The organism is Cyanobium gracile UHCC 0281 (assembly GCF_034931305.1).
GTDB lineage: Bacteria > Cyanobacteriota > Cyanobacteriia > PCC-6307 > Cyanobiaceae > Cyanobium > Cyanobium gracile_A.
Genome location: NZ_JAYGHY010000011.1, coordinates 25,283 through 42,620 on the forward strand (window position 1 = coordinate 25,283; position 17,338 = coordinate 42,620).

The window sequence follows — 17,338 nt, forward strand, 5'->3', positions numbered from 1 at the left end:
TGTCCTAGGAGCTGCCCAGGGCCAGGCCGGCGCCCACGGCCAGCAGACCCCCCAGTACCGAACCGCCGCAGAGCAGGACGGCCTCCCGGCGCTGCTGCCGTTGCAGGGTGTCGTGCAGTTCGGCGATCCAGGTGGAAAAGGTGCTGAAGCTGCCCAGGAATCCCGTGCCCAGCAGCAGCAGGGTGCGGCCGGCCCCCAGGCCGCAGCTGGCCTGCAGACTCACCAGCAGGCCGATGGCGAAGCAGGCGATCAGATTGACACCGAAGGTGCCCCAGTGCTTGCGGGGCAGCATCGGCTCGAAATGGTTGACGACCCGGAAGCGCAGCCAGGCTCCCGGCACCGCACCGAGCGCCACGAACAGGGCGTCGTTAGTCACGGGTGCCGCCATCTCAGCCTCTCCCCCGGGGACCACGGCCCCAGCGTTCGCGCCCCTCCAGCAGGGCCCGCAGCTTGCGTTCCAGCACCACCGTCGCCGGCACCAGGGTGATCAGGTTGGCGACGATCACCGGTCCATCGGCCTTGAGCAGTCCGTAGGCGGCCCAGGCCAGGATTCCCAGGGTGAACAGGCCGTACATCCGCAGCGAGATGGCGCTGGTGTCGCCGCTGCGCACGGTCTTCACGGCCTGGGGGAAGAGGCTGAGGGTGGTCAACGTGGCGGCCCCATAGCCAAGGGCACTCACCGCGATGGACTCCATTGGCGCTGGCCGTTGTTGGGAGCAGCATGACGACATTCCGCCCATGGCGCCGTGGTCTTGAGCTTCCGTGAACTGCAGGGGCAGCTGCAGGCCCCCTGGGGCCGGGAGCATGGCGAGGCCGCTGCCGGCGGGCCCGTTGCGGACTTCGATCTGCTGATGGTGCCGTCGCTCACCATGGATCCCTCCCAGCTGGCCCTGGTGACCGGGGCCCATCACTACGAGGAGCGGCAGCTGTTCTCCCTGATGCGACTCCGCAATCCCGGGGTGCAGGTGGTCTATGTGACCAGCAAGCTGCTGCCGGAGCTGGTGGTGGATGCCGTGCTGGAGCTGATGCCCGGGGTCCCCACCTCCCATGCCCGCCGGCGCCTGCACCTGTTCGACACCGACGACGGCTCCGCCCGGCCGCTGACCCAGAAGCTGCTGGAGCGTCCGGCGCTGCTGGGGCGGATCCGGGAACAGCTGCGGCCCGGCCGCAGCTTCATCAACTGCTACGTGGTGACGGAGCTGGAGAAGACGCTCTCTGAACGGCTGCAGGTGCCCCTGCTGGGCACCGATCCGGCCCTGGGCTACTGGGGCACCAAGGCGGGCAGCCGGGAACTGTTCGGCCGCTGCGGCGTCCCCCATCCCCCCGGCACCGGGCTGGCCCACAGCCCCGCGGAACTGGCGGAGGCGGTGGCCGATCTCTGGGACTCCCACCCCGAGCTCGGCGGTTGCGTGATCAAGCTGAACGAGGGCTTCAGCGGCGAAGGCAATGCCCGGCTGGATTTCACGCCCCTGGTCCTGGCTGGCCTCTCCAGGCGGGAGCGGGTCGCCCGGCTGGCCGCGGCCCTGGAGGCGCTGGCGATGCCGGCGGCGGCCTGGAAGGAGCTGCTGGCCCAGCAGGGGGCGCTGGCAGAAGCCTGGCTGGAGGGTGGGGACGTGCTCCGTTCCCCCAGTGTGCAGGGCACGATCCATCCGGGGGGGCTGGTGGAGGTGCTCTCCACCCACGAGCAGATCCTTGGTGGCCCTGGCGGCCAGACCTACCTCGGCTGCTGCTTCCCCGCCGCCGAGCCCTACCGGGTGGCGCTGATGGAGCACGGCCGGGCCGTCGGCCAGGCCCTCGCCGCCGAAGGGGCCCTGGAGCGCTACGGCGTTGACTTCATCGCCCGCCGTTTCGGCGAGATGTGGGATCTCCAGGCCATTGAGGTCAACCTGCGTCAGGGCGGCACCACCCATCCGTTCATGGCCCTGCGGGCGATCACCGCCGGCAGCCTCGAGCCCGCCACGGGCCGCTTTCTCTCCCCCACCGGCCAACCCCTGCACTACCGCGCCACCGACAACTTCAGCGACCCCCGGCTGCGGGGCCTGATGCCCCTCGACCTGATCGACATCGTCGCCGAGGCTGGCCTCCACTACGACCCCGCCCGCCTGCAGGGCAGCGTCTTCCATCTGCTGGGCTGCCTCTCGGAGTTCGGCAAGCTGGGCATGACCTGCATCGGCCGGGATCCGGAGCAGGCCTCGGCTGTCTACCGCTCCACCGTGGCGGAGCTGCTGGCCGGAGCTAGCGCCCGCAGTGGGGCCCCCCTTCCCCTGTCGGTCGGCTGACGGCCCGGGCCATGCAGGGCAGGATGGGGCAGCACAGGGGGCGCATGGTTTCGATCACCGACCGCGACGACGACGCCAGGCGCCCCCCAACGGCACCTCTCGGGCCGCCAGTCTGGACCGGCTGGCTGCAGATCGGCCTGAGCACCATGCTGGCGGTGCTGTTCCTGGTGATCCTGAGCAAGACGCAGGAGCAGAACCAGCGACTGATGCGGTTGGAGCAGCGCGTGCAAGGACTGGAGAACAGCCGTGCCCTCGATCGCACCTCTGTACTGGAAGAGCAGCAGCGGGCCATGGTGGGACGCCTGCAGACGCTCGAGAGCGGCGCCCAGCGGCTGGAAGCGCTCGAGCGCCAGCAGGAGCAGTGGCGTTCCGCCCTGGCCGACATGCAGGGCCGTGCTGTGCGACGCCCCCAGGTGGAACCAGACCTCTTCCCCGCCGCGCCGCTGCCGTCGTCAGGCTCCGGCGGCCGCCCCAGCCCCCCTGCGTCCGACCGCAGTGCTGGCGGCGTTCTCCGCCCGCCAGCGCCCGGCAGCCCCTGAGATCGCTCCTCCTCAGCCCTTCACGGCATCGCCGCTGGCGCTGGGCAGGATGTAGCGCTGCAGCAGCACGAACAGCAGCAACACCGGCAGGATCGAGACCACCGACCCTGCCGCGACCAGGCGCCAGTCGAGGGAGAAACTGCTGGCCAGCTGCTGCAATCCCAGGGGCAGGGTGTAGAGCTTGGGGTCGTCGAGAATGATCAGCGGCCAGAGGAAATCACTCCAGGTGCCGATGAACACGAACATCGCCAGGGTGATCAGGTCGGCACGGGCCGCCGGCAGCATCACGTTCCACCATTCACCGACGGGGGTGCAGCCATCAATGCGTGCCGCCTCCTCCAGTTCCACCGGCACCGCCAGGAAACTCTGGCGCAGCAGAAAGATGCCGAAGGCCGTGGCCGCCTGGGGCACAATCAGGGCCCAGAGGGAGTTGCGCAGCCCGATCTGCACCATCAGCAGGTAGAGGGGAATCATCACCACCTGGAAGGGGATCAGGATCGTGGCCACCACCAGGGCCAGCACCAGCCCGCGGCCGCGGAAGCGCATCCGCGCCAGCGGGTAAGCCGCCAGGGAGCAGAACAGCAGGTTGGCGGCCACCGCCAGGGCGCTGACGATGGTGCTGTTGAGCAGGTAGGTGCCCATGGGATTGGCGGCGAACAGGCGCCCGTAGGCCTCCAGGCTCGGCTGGCTCGGCAGCAGGGCCGGGGGGCTGGTGAAGATGTCCTCCGCCGGCCCCTTCAGGGAGGTGCTGACCAGCCACAGCAGGGGCAGCAGCAGCAGCACCGCCACCAGCAGCAGCAGGGCGAGCTGCAGGCCTGTGGCCAGCGAGGAGCGGTTGGGGGCGTTCACAGACGCGGCAGTTCCGCCACCGGAAGGGCCGTCTTCTGGGGATGGAGCGGGGCGCGCTGGCTGCCGGTGACGAGTCGGTTGAGGGCGTTGACGAAGGCCTGGGCCGCCGCCACGACGATGTCGGTGTCGGCCGCATGGCCCGAATAGAGCACCCCCTGGTGGCGCAGGCGGATGGTCACCTCACCCATGGCGTCGATGCCTTCGGTGACGGACTTGATGCTGAACTCCACCAGCTCGTTCGGCACCTGGGCCAGGTGGTTGAGCGCCTGGCAGACCGCATCCACCGGACCAGTGCCGATGGCCGCCTCGGTCAGGTCGATGCCGTCGCCATCCCGCAGGGTGACGGTGGCGGTGGGCTGCAGGTTGGTGCCGCAGCTCACCTGCACCGACTGCAGGACGTAACGGGGCCCGTCCTGTTGCTGCACCTGTTCGCTGACGATCGCTTCGAGATCCCGGTCGGTGATTTCCCGCTTGCGGTCGGCCAGCTCCTTGAAGCGGGCGAAGGCATCGTCGAGGTCGTGGCGCTCCAGGCTGTAGCCGAGCTCTTCCAGCCGGGCGCGGAAGGCGCTGCGGCCCGAGAGCTTGCCGAGGGAGATTCGGTTGTCGGCCAGGCCGACGGTGCGGGCATCGATGATCTCGTAGGTGAGCCGGTTCTTGAGCACGCCGTCCTGGTGGATGCCGGATTCGTGGGCGAAGGCATTGGCCCCCACGATCGCCTTGTTGGGCTGCACGGCCATGCCGGTGAGGTTGGAGACCAGTCGGGAGGTCTTGGTGATCTCCTCGGTGCGCACGTTGGTGAGGGGATCGCGTTGCTCCGACGGCCGGCCGAGGAAGGGGTTGAAATAGCTGCGCCGCACATGCAGCGCCATCACCAGCTCCTCGAGGGAGGCATTGCCAGCCCGTTCGCCGATGCCGTTGATGGTGCACTCCAGCTGACGGGCCCCGTGCTTGACGGCCTCGAGGAAGTTGGCGACGGCCAGCCCCAGGTCGTTGTGCCCATGCACCGAAATGACCGCCTGGTCGATGTTGGGCACCGAGCGGTTGATGCCGGCGATGATCGCGCCGAATTCCGACGGGGTGGTGTAACCCACCGTGTCGGGGATGTTGATGGTGGTGGCCCCGGCGTTGATCGCCGCCTCGATCACCTCGTGCATGAAATCGGGGTCGCTGCGGCCGGCGTCCTCGCAGGAGAACTCCACGTCGTCGACCAGGGAGCGGGCATAGGCCACCATCTCCGCAGTGATGGCGATCACCTCGGCGCGGCTCTTGCGCAGCTTGTGCTCCAGGTGGATGTCGCTGGTGGCGATGAAGGTGTGGATGCGCCGGTGGGCCGCCGGGGCCACGGCCTCGGCGCAGGCCTTGATGTCGCCGCTGGCGGCACGCGCCAGGCCGCAGATCACCGGCCCCTCCGGGGTGCCCACGCTGGCGGCGATGCGCTGGACGGCGTGAAAATCGCCGCTGCTGGCGAAGGGGAACCCGGCCTCGATGATGTCCACCCCCAGGCGGGCCAGCTGCTGGGCGATCGCGAGCTTTTCCTCCAGGTTGAGGCTGGCGCCAGGGGACTGCTCCCCGTCGCGGAGGGTGGTATCGAAGATCAATACCCGGCCGGGATCGCGGGCCATGGAGTTAAGCGGAATAGCTATGAGTTAGGCCCACTCTAGGCGCCCGACGGCCCTGCTCCGGGAGTGGAACGTACAGTGGCCCCACAGAGGTTTCCCCATGGCCGCAGGCGATCTGGCCCTGGTGTTGCATGCCCACCTCCCCTACGTGCGATCGGGAGAACCGGGTTCGCTGGAGGAGGACTGGTACTTCCAGGCCCTGCAGGAATGCTATCTGCCGCTGCTGGCCGTTCTGGAGCGGGCCGCCGCCGACCCGGAACAACGGCCGAAACTCACCCTCGGCCTCTCCCCCACCCTGCTGTCGCTGCTCAGCGACAGGGCCCTGAACAGCCGTTTCCCGACCTGGCTGGCCCTGCGCCGGACCCTGCTCGACCAGGTGGAACCGGAACTGGCGCTGCCGGCGCGCCAGCTCCAGTCCACGCTCGCGACCATCGAGGCCCAGTGGCGCCAGCTGGGGGGAAGCCTGCTAGCCGGGTTCCGCCGCCTCCAGGAGCAGGGGGTCCTCGATCTGATCACCTGCGGCGCCACCCACGGCTACCTGCCGCTGCTGCGGGATTCGCCGGAGGCGGTGCGGGCCCAGCTGCTCACCGCCGTGCGTGAGCATCAGCGCCTGCTCGGTGTGCGCCCCCTGGGGATCTGGTTGCCGGAGTGCGCCTATTACGAGGATCTCGACCGTCTCCTGGCTGAGTGCGGCCTGCGCTACTCCCTGCTCGATGGCCACGGCCTGCTCCATGGCCTGCCCCGTCCCCGCTACGGGGTCTATGCGCCGATCTGCTCCACCGCCGGTGTGGCTTTCTTTGCCCGCGACAGCGAATCCACCCTGCCGGTGTGGAGTGCCAGCCAGGGCTATCCCGGCGACGGCGCCTACCGGGAGTTCCACCGCGACCTGGGCTGGGACCTGCCGGAAGCGGACCTGGAGGCCCAGGGCATCCACGACCGTCGCCCCCTCGGGCTCAAGTTGCACCGGGTCACCGCCCAGGGCTGCCCCCTGGAGCTCAAGCAGCCCTACGACCAGGAGCGGGCCGCGGACAAGGTGAAGGAGCATGCGGCGGCCTTCCTGCGGGGCCGCTCCGAGCAGATTTCTCACCTGGCCGCCACGATCGAGCCGCCACCCCTGCTGGTGGCCCCCTTCGATGCCGAACTGTTCGGCCACTGGTGGTTCGAAGGGCCCCAGTTCCTGGCCGAGCTGTTCCGCCAGGGCCCCGCGATGGACGTGGGCTTCACCCACCTGCGCGATGTGCTCAGCCAGAACCGGGCCCTGCAGGTCTGCCGGCCGGCCCCCTCCAGCTGGGGCCAGGGGGGCTACCACGACTACTGGCTGAACGACACCAATGCCTGGGTCGTGGCGGAATGGCAGCGTGCCTCCCGCGCCATGGTGCAGCGGGTCAACCGGGGTGTGGGCAGCACCGAGCAGCGCGCTCTGCTCACCCAGGCGGGACGCGAACTGCTGCTGGCCCAGAGCTCCGACTGGAGCTTCATCCTGCGGGCCGGCACCACCACCGGCCTGGCCCGCGAGCGGATCCGCCGCCACCTCGACCGTTTCTGGCGCCTGATCGATGCCCTCGAGCACGGCACCGACCTGCCCAGGGAATGGCTGGTGGGGGTGCAACGCGAGGACGGGCTGTTCCCGGAGCTGAACGCGGCCGACTGGGCGACGCGGGCCTGAAGGCAATTCAGAGGATCTGATCCAGAAACCGCCGGGTGCGCTGGTGGCTGGGGTTGGTGAAGAACACCTCCGGTTCGGCCTCTTCCACCACTTCGCCATCGGCCATCAGCACCACCCGGTGGGCCACATGGCGGGCGAACTTCACCTCGTGGGTCACCACCACCATGGTGATGTCGTCGTCGGCGAGGTTCTGCATCACCTCCAGCACCTCCCGCACCATCTCCGGGTCGAGGGCGCTGGTGGGTTCATCAAACAGCAGGATGCGGGGCTCCATGCAGAGGGCCCGGGCGATCGCCACCCGTTGCTGCTGGCCTCCTGAGAGCTGGCCGGGATACTTGCCCGCCTGTTCGGCGATGCCCACCCGCTCCAGCAGGGCCCAGGCCTGCTTCTCCACCTCGGCCTTCGGACGCTTGCGGACGAGCACCGGAGCCAGGGTGAGGTTGTCGAGCACGGAGAGGTGGGGAAACAGGTTGAACTGCTGGAACACCATCCCCACCTCCCGGCGCACGGCATCGATGTTGCGCAGGTCGTTGGAGAGCACGATGCCGTCGACGGTGATACGGCCCTTCTGGAAATCCTCCAGCGCGTTGAAGGTGCGGATGAAGGTGCTCTTGCCCGAGCCCGAGGGGCCCATGATCACCACCACCTCGCCGCGGCGCACCGTCAGGCTGGCCCCGCGCAACGCCTGGAATCCGTTGGGGTACCACTTCTCAACGGCCCGCGCCTCGATCATCAGTTCGTTGCTGGGTTGGCTCATGGGGCAGGAAGAGGGAACGGAGCGGGGGAGAGGGAAGTGGGAAAGCGGTCAGGTGGCGGAGGGCACGGCGTGGGGATCGAGGCGACGCTCCAGGGCCCGGCTGCCCAGTCCGAGGGCAGCGCAACAGCACCAGAACAGCACCGCCAGGGTCAGATAGACCTCGGCGTTCTTGCCCAGGAAAGCCGGATTGGCCATCACGGTGCGGGCCGTGCCGAGCAGTTCCAGCAATCCGATCAGCGACAGCAGGGTGGTGTCCTGCAGGAGCGAGATGAACTGGCCCACCATCGCTGGCAGGGCCACCCGCAGGGCCTGGGGCAGCACCACGTGCTGGAGAGCCTTTGGATAGGACAGCCCGAGGGAGCGGGCGGCCTCCAGCTGGCCGCGGGGCACGGCCGCCAGGCCGGAGCGCACCGCCTCCGCCAGGTAGGCGGCGGCGAAGAAGGTGAGCACCCAGGCCGCCCGCCAGACCCGATCCGGCGCCAGGCCGCCGGGAAGCAGGAAACCGAGGATGTTCTGGCCCAGGAACAGCAGGGTGATCAGGGGGGCTCCGCGGATGAACTCGATGTAGAGCACCGAACCCCAGCGCAGCAGGGGCAGTTCGCTGCGGCGACCGAGGGCCAGCAGCACCCCGATCGGGAAGCACAGCAGGATGGCGAAGCTCGAGGCCAGCAGGGTGAGCAGCAGACCGCCCCATTCCGATGGGGACACGGCCACCAGGCCCAGTCCGCCGCTGATCAGCACCATGCCCACCAGATAGAGCACCGGCCACATCAGGGCCACCAACCGCAGGCCCAGGGGGCCGAAGCGGGGACCGAAGCGTCCGGCCAGCCAGCGGACCAGCAGCAGCAGGGCCACCAGCCCCCACCAGCGGGCCTGAATGGAGAGGCTGAGCCCCATGGCCAAAGGCCTCCACAGTCCCAGGACCACCAGCAGCGTCGCTGCGATCCGGTCGTTGCGGGGCCAGAGGGCGCCGCTGCGGTCGCGTCGGGGATGGCTGCGCAGCACTCCCCAGCTCAGGCCGGTGGCGGCGAACAACAGCCAGAGCAGCAGCCAGAGCCGCCACTGCTCCTCGACGGGGTAGCGCCCCACTGCGAACAGGGTGCTGTTCACCCGGATCACGGCCCACTGCGCCTGGGTGAAGGCCCAGCGCAGGACTCCGAAGGCCGCCAGGGACAGCACCGCGATCAAGCCCGTGCTGAGCACCGCATCAGCGGGGGTGGCGAACAGTTCGGCGCGCAGTCGCCGCAGCACGGATTTCATTTCAGCGCTCCCGGATCTGAACCAGCCGGTTCAGACCGTTCATCAGGGCCGAGATCAGCAGGTCGAGGGTCAGGTAGGCCCCAAGCAGCACCAGAATCACCTCCACGGCCCGGCCGGTCTGGTTGAGGGTGGTTTCGGCCACCGAATAGAGGTCGGTGTAGCCCACGGCCACCGCCAGGGAGGAGTTCTTGGCCAGGGAGATGTACTGGGTGTTGAGCCCGGGCACGATCACCCGCAGCGACTGGGGCAGGACGATGCGGCGCAGGGTGGCGAACCAGCTCAGCCCCAGGGAGGAGGCCGCCTCCCACTGTCCCTTGGCAACGGCGGCGATGCCGCCCCGCACCACTTCGGCGATGAAGGCCCCCGAGTACACGATCAGGCCGGTGAGCAGGGCACCGAATTCGACGCTCAGGCGCACCGGGGCCTGCCAGACCCCGTTCACCAGGGTGGGGCCCATCCAGCGCAGCCCCTCGCCCAGCCCGGCGATGTAGAGCCCCGACTTGGCGAGCACCACCCCGGGGAGCTGGATCGCCTGCAGGCCGTTGGGCAGGGTGAGAAACACCACGAAGTACCAGAACACCAGCTGCAGCAGCAGGGGGATGTTGCGCACCACCTCCACGTAGACCCGCGCCAGCCGCCGCAGCAGGCCGTTGTGGCTGAAGGAGGCCATCCCCACCAGGGTGCCCAGCAGGGTGGCTCCCACGATGGATACCAGCACCGCCCGGATCGTGTTGACCAACCCGGCCGCCAGGGCGCGCCAGTAAGGCAGCTGGGCGTTGAAGGGAAGCACCGATTCCGAGATGTCGAAGCCGGCCGGCTGCTGCAGCCAGCGCCAGCTCAGCAGCAGTCCGGCCGCCGTGAGGTTGCGGATCAGATTGCCCATCAGGAAGGCGATCAGCAGCAGCACCAGCAGACCCACCACGGCCTGCACCACCCAGGGAACGACGCGGCGGTCGCGCCACCAGGGCGGTTTGGGGGCAGGCTTGGGCGATGGGGTCAGGTCGGCGGGGGGGACCGGCGCCATCAACGGAAGGGCGGGGAGTAGATCAGGCCGCCATCCTTCCACTGGCGGTTGAGGCCCCGGTCGAGCTTGAGGGCGGAGGCGGGGCCCACGTTGCGATCAAAGATCTCGCCGTAATTGCCCACGGCCTTCACCGCCTTGACCACGAAGTCGGGCGGCAGGCCGAGCAGCTTGCCGAAATCACCCTCCACCCCCAGGAAGCGGCGCAGGTCGGCCTGGTTGGTGTTGGCCTTCGCCTCGGCCAGCTTGGCGTCCACATTCGCCTGGGTGATGCCGCTCTCCTCGGCCTGCATCAGGCCATAGACAATCCAGCGCACGGCATCGGCCCAGGCGGGATCGCCGTTGGTGGTGGCGGGGGTGAGGGGCTCCTTGCTCATCACCACCGGCAGCAGGGTGTGGGCATCGGGGTTGGGGAAGCTGGTACGTTTGCCGGCCAGCTGGGAGCGGTCGCTGGTGACGGCCACGCAACGGTCGCCGAGGTAGGCGGCGAAGGTCTGGTCGCTGGTCTGGAACTTCAGCGGTGTGTAGGGGATGTTCTGCTCCCGCATCCGGTCGGCCAGGTTGAGCTCGGTGGTGGTGCCGCTCTCGACGCAGATCGGCTTGCCGGCCAGGCCCTTGAGGTCCTTGATGCCGCTGGCCACGGGCACCAGCACCCCCTGACCGTCATAGAAGGTGGTGGGGGCGAAGCTCAGACCGTTGCCGCCGGGAGCATCGCGGCTCAGCGTCATGGTGGTGTTGCGGGACAGCAGGTCCACCTCGCCGCTGGCCAGGGCGGCGAAGCGCTCGCTGGAGTTCAGATCCCGGTACTCCACCTTGGCCGGATCCCCCAGCACCGCGGCGGCCACCGCCTTGCAGACGTCCACATCGAGGCCCAGATACTTGCCGTCGGGGCCCACGAAGCTGAAGCCGGGCAGCTTGCCTTCCACGCCGCAGATCAGCTTGCCCCGTCCCGTGATCGTGGAGAGCTTCTGGCTCTGCACCCCACCGTCTTCCCCGGCGCAACCGGCGAGCAGGCCAGCTGCCAACAGGGACGCCCCAAGGGTGCGGGTCCGGTTCCAGAGCATGCTTGCGTCCTTAAGTGGCCGCATTGTTGCAGGTGCGGGCCAGTGCAGGTAGGCCGCCCGGAACCTCCTCAGCGGAAGGGCGGGGCGACGTGCAGGCCGCCGCGGGTCCAGAGCTGGTTGAGGCCCCGCTCGAGGCCCAGGGGCGTGGCCGGGCCGAGGTGGCGCTCGAACAACTCGCCGTAGTTGCCCACCGCCTTCACCACCTGCACCGTGAAGTCGGCGGGCAGGCCCAGCTGGCGGCCGAAGTCCCCCTCGATCCCCAGGAAGCGGCGCTGCTCCGCCTGGTTGGTGTCGGCCCGGGCCGCCCTGCGGCGGGCTTCGACGTTGGCCTGGGTGAGGCCGCTCTCCTCCGCCTGGACCAGGGTGTGGGTGATCCAGCGCACCGCATCGGCCCAGGCCGGATCCGCCTGCACCGTCACCTTGGCGCTGGGTTCCTTGCTGAGCTGGTCGGGGAGCAGCACGTGGTCCGACGGCGTCCGGAAGCCGCTGCGCTTGCCCGCCAGCAGGGAGCTGTCGCTGGTGATGGCGGCGCAGCGGCCCTGCTCGTAGGCCGGGTAGGCCTGCTCGCCGGACTGGAAACGCAGCGGCTGGTAGGCGATCCCCAGTTCCCGCATGCGATCGGCCAGGTTGAGCTCGGTGTTGGTGCCGCTCTCCACGCAGATCGGCTTGCCGGCCAGATCCCCCAGGCGACGGATGCCACTGGCCTTGGGCACCATCACCCCCTGGCCGTCATAGAAGAAGACAGGCCCGAAGCTGAGCGCATTGCCGCCTGGAGCGTCCCGGCTGAGGGTGTGGGTGGAGCTGATCGAGAGCAGGTCCACCTCGCCGCTGCTCAGGGCCACGAAGCGCTCGCCTGCGGTCACCGGCCGGAACTCCACCTTGCGGGGATCCCCGAGTACCGCGGCAGCCACCGCCCGGCAGAAGTCGGCGTCGATGCCCACGAAGGCGCCGCCGGGGCCCACCGTGCTGAATCCCGGCACCGCCCCATCGACGGCGCAGACCAGCCGTCCCCGTTCGCGGATCCTGGCCATGGTGGGGCTGACGGGGGCCTCGTTGCCAGCGGCGCAGCCCACCAGGCCAAAGAGTGCAGCCAGCGCCAGCAGCCCCGTTTTGGTCATCCGGGCAGGATCACCCGGTCGATCACATGCACGATGCCGTTGTCGCAGACGATGTCGGCGGAAACAACGGTGGCGTTCTTCACCTCAAAAGGCTCAGCCCGGCGGATCGCCACCGGCGCCCCCTCCAGGCTTTCCCATTCCGTCTGCTCAATCAGTTGCTCCCGCCGGTAGGCCCCGGAGAGCACATGGAATTTGAGGATCCTGGCCAGCTGGGGGACGTTGTCCACCAGGGTCTGGACCGTGCCGGGGGGAAGGGCCGCGAAGGCGTCATCGACCGGGGCGAAGACGGTGAAGGGGCCGGGGCTTTCCAGGGCACCCGTGAGCCCGGCCACCTCGACGGCGGTGAGCAGGGTGGCGAAGCAGCCGGCGCCCTTGGCGGTTTCGATGATGTTGGCCATGGGGGATCTCCTAGCGGTAGTCCTGGGTCTGGATCTGGGGCAGGCGGGCCTCAGGCCTTATGAAGCGGTCCATCTGGGCCTCGAAGAAGCGCCGGTTGGCCATCAGGTGCTCGGGGTCGTTGTCATCGAGGGGGTAGAGCAGGGCACAGCGCAGGGCCTGGATCACCGCCGAGGTGACGTTGTACATGGAGCGCTGGAAGGTGACGCCCAGCTGGTTGAGGATGTCGCCCTCGCCCCGTTTGTGCTTGGCATAGAGCTCGGTGAGGTAGGGGGGCAGGAAGTGCAGCATGTCCTGCATCAGCAGGGTGGGGGGGATCCCCGCTGAACCCACCGGAAAGACATCGGCATAGAGGATGCCGTAGTGGAAATCAGCCTGCTCGGAGGGCACCTGGCCGGCCTGGGCGTTGTAGCTCTTGGTGCCCCGGAAGGGGGCGGTCCGGTAGAACACGGCTTCCACATAGGGAAGGGCCGCCTCATAGAGCCAGGTGAACCCCTCTGATTTGGGAATGATCTCGAGGCATTCGCCGCCGATGTAGACGTGGTGGTAGATGGGCCGGCCCGCCACGGCGAAGATGCCATTGACCAGGAAATCCATGGCGGCGGGAACGCCGGAGAAGCCGCCCTCGTCGTAGATGTCGCTCATCTCGAAGAACACCGGCGCCATCACTTCCCAGAACAGGCCGAGATTGGCGTAGTAGCTCATCTTGCGCACCTGCTCCAGGAACATCTCCGGGAACAGGGCGTAGAGCCCCAGCATCAGGGGATTGCCCCTGAAGTAGGCCTTGATCGCCCGATCGGCATTGGCCTTGTAGGCGTCACACTCCAGATAGTCGTAGAAGCGACCGCCCATGCCCTGGTGCCAGAACATGGCCTCCATGCAGGCCTCGGCAAACTCCATGTTGATGCGGTCGTGCCAGAGGTGATGCAGCAGCTTCGGCATGGCCGTCGTCTCGCCCTTGGCCATGAACTCCAGCAGTTCCGGGTGGGCCGTCGCACCGCCGCGCCAGATGCGCAGCTTCGACTGCTCGCCGGCGTAGGAGTTGGGCAGATCCAGGTACTCCTGGGAGGGGAAGTACTTGAAGGCCGGCAGGGGATCGAGAAACACCCGTTCGGCGATGTAGAGCAGATCGCGCCAGTAGAAATCCATCGGCACGGCATAGGCCTTGTAGATGCCGATGATCTGCATCAGGTTCTCGGGCGTGTCCGGCAGCATCGAGCCGCCCGCCTCGAGCCGGTGGATCACCTCGGCGTAACGATGGGTCGAGGGGGGGATCAGGGGCTGACGCAGGGTGTCCGGAGCGGTGGCGGTGGGGGGCGTCATGAAGGGATCTGGCGGGGGGACGCGGAGGGGGCGATGGCCACGAGGGCGGTGAACGGTTCACGGCGCAGGGCCAGGGCCGTGGTGGCGGATTCACTCCAGCCCACCAGCAGGCCCGGCCACAGGCCGCCCACCACCACCAGGGACGCAAGCAGGACGGCGGGGAACCGTTCGCTCCAGACGGTGGCGGGGTAGTCGACACGGTCGTTGTCGAGGCGGCCGAAGCCGACCCTGTTGAACAGGCGCACCGCATACACGGCGGTGAAGCCCGAGGCGATCAGGCAGAGCAGGGTGGCCACCGGGAAGGGGGTCCAGCTGGCCTCGAACATCAGGAACTCGGGCACGAAGCCCGCCAGGCCGGGGATGCCGGCACTGGCCATCAGGGCCAGCAGGAACAGGCCCAGGGTGAAGGGCAGCCCCCGGTAGGGGTTGAGCAGGCCGGCCAGCTCGGGGATCTGGATCGAGCCGGTCTTGGCTTCGATCAGCCCGACGAGATGGAACAGCAGGGCCGAAATCAGGCCGTGGGCGATCAGCTGGGCCACCACCCCCTGCAGGCTCAGGGGCGTGGCGGCGGCCAGGGCCACCACCAGCAATCCCATGTGGCCGAGGGAGCCGTAGGCCACCAGGCGACGGATGTCGCTCTGGACGATGGCGTTGAGGGCGCCGTAGGCGGCGGTGAGGGCCCCCACCCCGGCGATCCATGGTGACCAGAGGATCCACTCGTCCGGCAGGAAGCCGATGGCGAAGCGCAGCAGGCCATAGCCACCGAGGATGGAGACACCACCGCTGAGCAGCATCGCCACCGGACTGGAGGCCTGGCCGTAGGCCAGGGGCTGCCAGCCATGCAGCGGCACCACCGGCAGCTTGAGGCCGAAGGACAGCACCAGCAGGGCGAACACCCAGTGGCTGGAGCCCGTGGGGAGCTGCATGGCGGCCAGATCGGCGAAGGCGAAGCTGAAGCCATCGCCGTTCAGCCAGCCCAGGGCCAGCACGCCCCCCAGCAGGGCCAATCCGGAAGCGGCGCCGTACATCACGTACTGGATCGCGGCCTGGGCGCGGCGCGGGCCGCCCCAGACCGCCAGCAGCAGGGTGGTGGGGATCAGCACCAACTCGTAGGCCAGCAGGAACAGGAGCGCGTTGCGGGCCAGCACCGCCCCCATCAGGCCAACGTCGGTGGCCAGCAGCAGGCTGAAGAAGAGCCTGGGCCGGGCCTGGTCGGCGGGGGTGGCCAGCACCGTGACCAGGACGATCAGGGCGATCAGAACGGCCAGCGGCGCCGACAGGCCATCGAGCCCGAGATCGAGGGCGAGGCCGATGCGGGGCAACCACACCTGGTGCAGCTCACTGGGGGGGTGGCCCAGCTGGCTGAGGCCGATGGTGAACTGCAGCAGCGCAGGCACCAGGGCCACGCGGCGCAGCAGCCGCTGGCGCTCCGGCAGCAGGGGCAGCAGTCCGGCTCCGAGGGCCGGCAGAAGCAAGAGCAGGAGGAGGGCCATCAGCGCAGCAGGGTTGTGGGAACGATCGTCAGCAGCCAGGCGGCCATGAGCACCACGCCGATCAGCAGGGTCAGGGTGTAGGTCTGGGTGCGGCCGGAGGTGGTGAAGCTGAGGCGGCGGGCGCTCTGGAGCGCGGCCTCCCCGGTGGCGCCTGTGAAGCCATCCACCAGCTGGTGATCCGTCCAGGAGCTCAGGCGGGCCAGGCCGACCACAAGAGCCACAACCGAACGCTGGTAGAAGTTCTCCGTGTTCATGTCGTGGGCCAGCCAGTGCTGCAGACCGCCCAGGGCGGAAGGCAGCTGGGCCAGGGGATGGGGACGCAGATAGAACACCGCCGACACACCGCCTCCCAGCAGGGTGGACACCAGCAGCGGTACCGCCTGGGGACCCCAGCCCAGCAGGGGCGTGGTGGCGAAGACGCCATAGCGGGCCAGCAGGATCGGCAGGTGCAGCACCACACCCATGAGCACCAGGGTGGGCAGCACCATCAGCCACAGCACCTCGGCGGAGCGCCTTGTGAAAACGCTGGGGCGCCCGCCCCAGATCAGGCCGAACACCCGCACCAGACCGGCCGCCATCAGGCCATTGGTGACCAGCACGAACCCGCCCAGCAGCAGCGGCTGGGAGCTGGCGCTGCACAGTTCCAGCAGCTCGCGGATGGCGGCGAAGCCACCGAAGGGCGGCAGGGCCATCAGCCCGCCGGCCCCGGTCAGGAAGGCCAGGCCCACCAGCGGCCGTCGGCTCCAGAGACCCCCCAGCTGGGTGAGGTCCTGGGTGACATTGCTGACGATCACCGTGCCCACCGCCATCAGCACCAGCGCCATCGGCAGCGGGTAGACCAGCAGCAGGTGGCCGGCCACGGTGGGATCACCGAGGCCCACGGCGAGAAACAGCAGGCCCATCCAGCTGCTGGCCAGGAAGGACAGGGCCCGCTTGATGTCGATCTGGGCCAGGGCGATCAGCGCCCCCACCAGGGCCGTGGTGCCTCCAACCACCACCAGAACCGTGGTGACCAGGGGGCTGAGGGCCAGCATGGGCTGCAGCTTCAGCAGCACCCAGGCGCCACCGGCCACCACCACGGAGTTGCGCAGGACGGTGGAGGGCAGCGGACCCTCCATGGCCTCGTCGAGCCAGAGGTGCAGGGGGATCTGGGCGCATTTGCCCATGGGGCCGGCCACCAGGGCCAGCAGGATCAGCTCCTGGCTCAGGGGCAGGCTCCCGGGGGTCTGGGCGGCGGCCCAGCTGGCGATGGCACCGAAGTTCCAGGTGCCGGTGACCGGCAGGATCGCCACCAGGCCGGCCAGGAGGATCAGGTCACCGATGCGCTTGGTGAGGAAGGCATCCCGCGCCCCTTTCACCACCAGCGATTGGTTGTACCAGGTGCCCACAATCAGATAGGTGCCGAGCGTGAGTAGCTCCAGAATCACATAGCTGAAGAACAGGGAATCCGTGAGTAGAAGGGCACACAGACCAGCCTCGAAAAAGCTGAGGGATCCGAAGAAGCGTGGCCAGCCCCAGTCCATCTCCAGATAGCCGATGGCGAAGATCTGGGCGAGCACGTGCACCCCGGTGACGAACAGGGTGGCGATCAGGGCCGGCTGGGTGATCGAGCCGTCGAAACCGATCGACAGGCCAGCGGTCTGGAGCCAGGTCCAGCCGAAGTGCAGAGGCAGCGCTTCGGGATGGGCATTGGCTGCCAGCAGGGCCAGGAGGCTGTGGGCAAAGGCCACGCTGACCATGGTCAGGTTGAAGTAGCCGCAGGGCCTTGGTCCCGTCTTCCAGATGAACCCAGGCGACCAGGCCAGGGACACCAGGGCCGCCAGCAGGGGGTAGAGGGGGACCAGCCAGGCCGTCTGGGCGAAGAACAGGGTCATGGCGGGAGAACAGTCGGGACCGGGGATGGCCCGCGTGGTGGCGAACACTAAGATCACCGGCGCCTAGTGGTGGGCTTTCC

16 protein-coding genes are annotated in these 17,338 nt (G+C 68.8%); 3 read left to right on the forward strand and 13 right to left on the reverse strand.

Annotated features, from left to right (window positions below; all coding sequences use genetic code 11):
• Positions 1 to 4: 4 nt before the first annotated feature.
• Positions 5 to 388 (reverse strand): CrcB family protein, encoded by a 384-nt coding sequence (locus VB739_RS05375; RefSeq protein WP_323356081.1) that lies wholly within the window; start codon positions 386 to 388, stop codon positions 5 to 7.
• Between the two features lies 1 nt (position 389).
• Positions 390 to 695: a SemiSWEET transporter gene (locus VB739_RS05380; RefSeq protein ID WP_323356082.1), complete on the reverse strand. Its 306-nt coding sequence runs from the start codon at positions 693 to 695 to the stop codon at positions 390 to 392.
• Positions 696 to 746: 51 nt separating this feature from the next.
• Between VB739_RS05380 and VB739_RS05385 the strand changes: the two genes are divergently transcribed.
• Positions 747 to 2,279: a peptide ligase PGM1-related protein gene (locus tag VB739_RS05385; RefSeq protein ID WP_323356083.1), complete on the forward strand. Its 1,533-nt coding sequence runs from the start codon at positions 747 to 749 to the stop codon at positions 2,277 to 2,279.
• 44 nt (positions 2,280 to 2,323) lie between these two features.
• A complete protein-coding gene (locus VB739_RS05390) occupies positions 2,324 to 2,818 on the forward strand; it encodes a hypothetical protein (RefSeq protein WP_323356084.1) in 495 nt (164 codons plus the stop codon).
• Positions 2,819 to 2,830: 12 nt separating this feature from the next.
• Here the strand turns inward: VB739_RS05390 and VB739_RS05395 are convergent, their stop codons facing one another.
• Complete coding sequence (locus VB739_RS05395) at positions 2,831 to 3,667, reverse strand: carbohydrate ABC transporter permease (RefSeq protein WP_323356085.1); 837 nt, start codon at positions 3,665 to 3,667, stop codon at positions 2,831 to 2,833.
• Positions 3,664 to 5,289: a 2-isopropylmalate synthase gene (locus VB739_RS05400; RefSeq protein WP_323356086.1), complete on the reverse strand. Its 1,626-nt coding sequence runs from the start codon at positions 5,287 to 5,289 to the stop codon at positions 3,664 to 3,666. Before VB739_RS05400 ends, VB739_RS05395 begins: the two co-directional genes overlap by 4 nt.
• 97 nt (positions 5,290 to 5,386) lie before the next feature.
• Here VB739_RS05400 and VB739_RS05405 point away from each other — a divergent pair, with 97 nt between their 5' ends.
• Positions 5,387 to 6,952, forward strand: coding sequence for a glycoside hydrolase family 57 protein (locus VB739_RS05405; RefSeq protein WP_323356087.1), 1,566 nt, complete (start codon positions 5,387 to 5,389; stop codon positions 6,950 to 6,952).
• Positions 6,953 to 6,959: 7 nt separating this feature from the next.
• Here VB739_RS05405 and VB739_RS05410 read toward each other — a convergent pair whose 3' ends face one another.
• From VB739_RS05410 to VB739_RS05450, 9 genes are all read right to left on the reverse strand, one after another.
• A complete protein-coding gene (locus tag VB739_RS05410; RefSeq protein WP_323356088.1) occupies positions 6,960 to 7,709 on the reverse strand; it encodes an amino acid ABC transporter ATP-binding protein in 750 nt (249 codons plus the stop codon).
• 48 nt (positions 7,710 to 7,757) lie between these two features.
• On the reverse strand, positions 7,758 to 8,969 hold the full coding sequence (locus VB739_RS05415; RefSeq protein WP_323356089.1) for an amino acid ABC transporter permease: 1,212 nt from the start codon (positions 8,967 to 8,969) through the stop codon (positions 7,758 to 7,760).
• A gap of 1 nt (position 8,970) precedes the next feature.
• Complete coding sequence (locus tag VB739_RS05420) at positions 8,971 to 9,993, reverse strand: ABC transporter permease subunit (RefSeq protein ID WP_323356090.1); 1,023 nt, start codon at positions 9,991 to 9,993, stop codon at positions 8,971 to 8,973.
• Entirely contained in the window at positions 9,993 to 11,054 is a 1,062-nt protein-coding gene (locus VB739_RS05425; protein ID WP_323356091.1) for an amino acid ABC transporter substrate-binding protein, read from the reverse strand. Before VB739_RS05425 ends, VB739_RS05420 begins: the two co-directional genes overlap by 1 nt.
• 68 nt (positions 11,055 to 11,122) lie before the next feature.
• Complete coding sequence (locus VB739_RS05430) at positions 11,123 to 12,172, reverse strand: amino acid ABC transporter substrate-binding protein (RefSeq protein WP_323356092.1); 1,050 nt, start codon at positions 12,170 to 12,172, stop codon at positions 11,123 to 11,125.
• Positions 12,169 to 12,570: a fasciclin domain-containing protein gene (locus VB739_RS05435; RefSeq protein WP_323356093.1), complete on the reverse strand. Its 402-nt coding sequence runs from the start codon at positions 12,568 to 12,570 to the stop codon at positions 12,169 to 12,171. Before VB739_RS05435 ends, VB739_RS05430 begins: the two co-directional genes overlap by 4 nt.
• Positions 12,571 to 12,580: 10 nt before the next feature.
• The gene (locus VB739_RS05440) at positions 12,581 to 13,891 is read right to left on the reverse strand and encodes a CO2 hydration protein (protein WP_323356094.1); all 1,311 of its coding nucleotides are present in this window, start codon (positions 13,889 to 13,891) and stop codon (positions 12,581 to 12,583) included.
• Positions 13,888 to 15,384 (reverse strand): NADH-quinone oxidoreductase subunit M, encoded by a 1,497-nt coding sequence (locus tag VB739_RS05445; RefSeq protein ID WP_323356095.1) that lies wholly within the window; start codon positions 15,382 to 15,384, stop codon positions 13,888 to 13,890. The genes VB739_RS05440 and VB739_RS05445 overlap by 4 nt, the downstream gene beginning before the upstream one ends.
• On the reverse strand, positions 15,384 to 17,258 hold the full coding sequence (locus tag VB739_RS05450) for an NAD(P)H-quinone oxidoreductase subunit F (RefSeq protein WP_323356119.1): 1,875 nt from the start codon (positions 17,256 to 17,258) through the stop codon (positions 15,384 to 15,386). Before VB739_RS05450 ends, VB739_RS05445 begins: the two co-directional genes overlap by 1 nt.
• Between the last annotated feature and the right edge of the window lie 80 nt (positions 17,259 to 17,338).

Excerpts from the sequence above, each read along its gene's own strand:
- VB739_RS05375 (WP_323356081.1), bottom strand. The coding sequence starts at position 388 with ATGGCGGCACCCGTGACTAACGACGCCCTGTTCGTGGCGCTCGGTGCG.
- VB739_RS05380 (WP_323356082.1), bottom strand. The coding sequence starts at position 695 with ATGGAGTCCATCGCGGTGAGTGCCCTTGGCTATGGGGCCGCCACGTTG.
- VB739_RS05390 (WP_323356084.1), top strand. The coding sequence starts at position 2,324 with ATGGTTTCGATCACCGACCGCGACGACGACGCCAGGCGCCCCCCAACG.
- VB739_RS05400 (WP_323356086.1), bottom strand. The coding sequence starts at position 5,289 with ATGGCCCGCGATCCCGGCCGGGTATTGATCTTCGATACCACCCTCCGC.
- VB739_RS05405 (WP_323356087.1), top strand. The coding sequence starts at position 5,387 with ATGGCCGCAGGCGATCTGGCCCTGGTGTTGCATGCCCACCTCCCCTAC.
- VB739_RS05410 (WP_323356088.1), bottom strand. The coding sequence starts at position 7,709 with ATGAGCCAACCCAGCAACGAACTGATGATCGAGGCGCGGGCCGTTGAG.
- VB739_RS05415 (WP_323356089.1), bottom strand. The coding sequence starts at position 8,969 with ATGAAATCCGTGCTGCGGCGACTGCGCGCCGAACTGTTCGCCACCCCC.
- VB739_RS05420 (WP_323356090.1), bottom strand. The coding sequence starts at position 9,993 with ATGGCGCCGGTCCCCCCCGCCGACCTGACCCCATCGCCCAAGCCTGCC.
- VB739_RS05425 (WP_323356091.1), bottom strand. The coding sequence starts at position 11,054 with ATGCTCTGGAACCGGACCCGCACCCTTGGGGCGTCCCTGTTGGCAGCT.
- VB739_RS05430 (WP_323356092.1), bottom strand. The coding sequence starts at position 12,172 with ATGACCAAAACGGGGCTGCTGGCGCTGGCTGCACTCTTTGGCCTGGTG.
- VB739_RS05435 (WP_323356093.1), bottom strand. The coding sequence starts at position 12,570 with ATGGCCAACATCATCGAAACCGCCAAGGGCGCCGGCTGCTTCGCCACC.
- VB739_RS05440 (WP_323356094.1), bottom strand. The coding sequence starts at position 13,891 with ATGACGCCCCCCACCGCCACCGCTCCGGACACCCTGCGTCAGCCCCTG.
- VB739_RS05445 (WP_323356095.1), bottom strand. The coding sequence starts at position 15,384 with ATGGCCCTCCTCCTGCTCTTGCTTCTGCCGGCCCTCGGAGCCGGACTG.
- VB739_RS05450 (WP_323356119.1), bottom strand. The coding sequence starts at position 17,258 with ATGACCCTGTTCTTCGCCCAGACGGCCTGGCTGGTCCCCCTCTACCCC.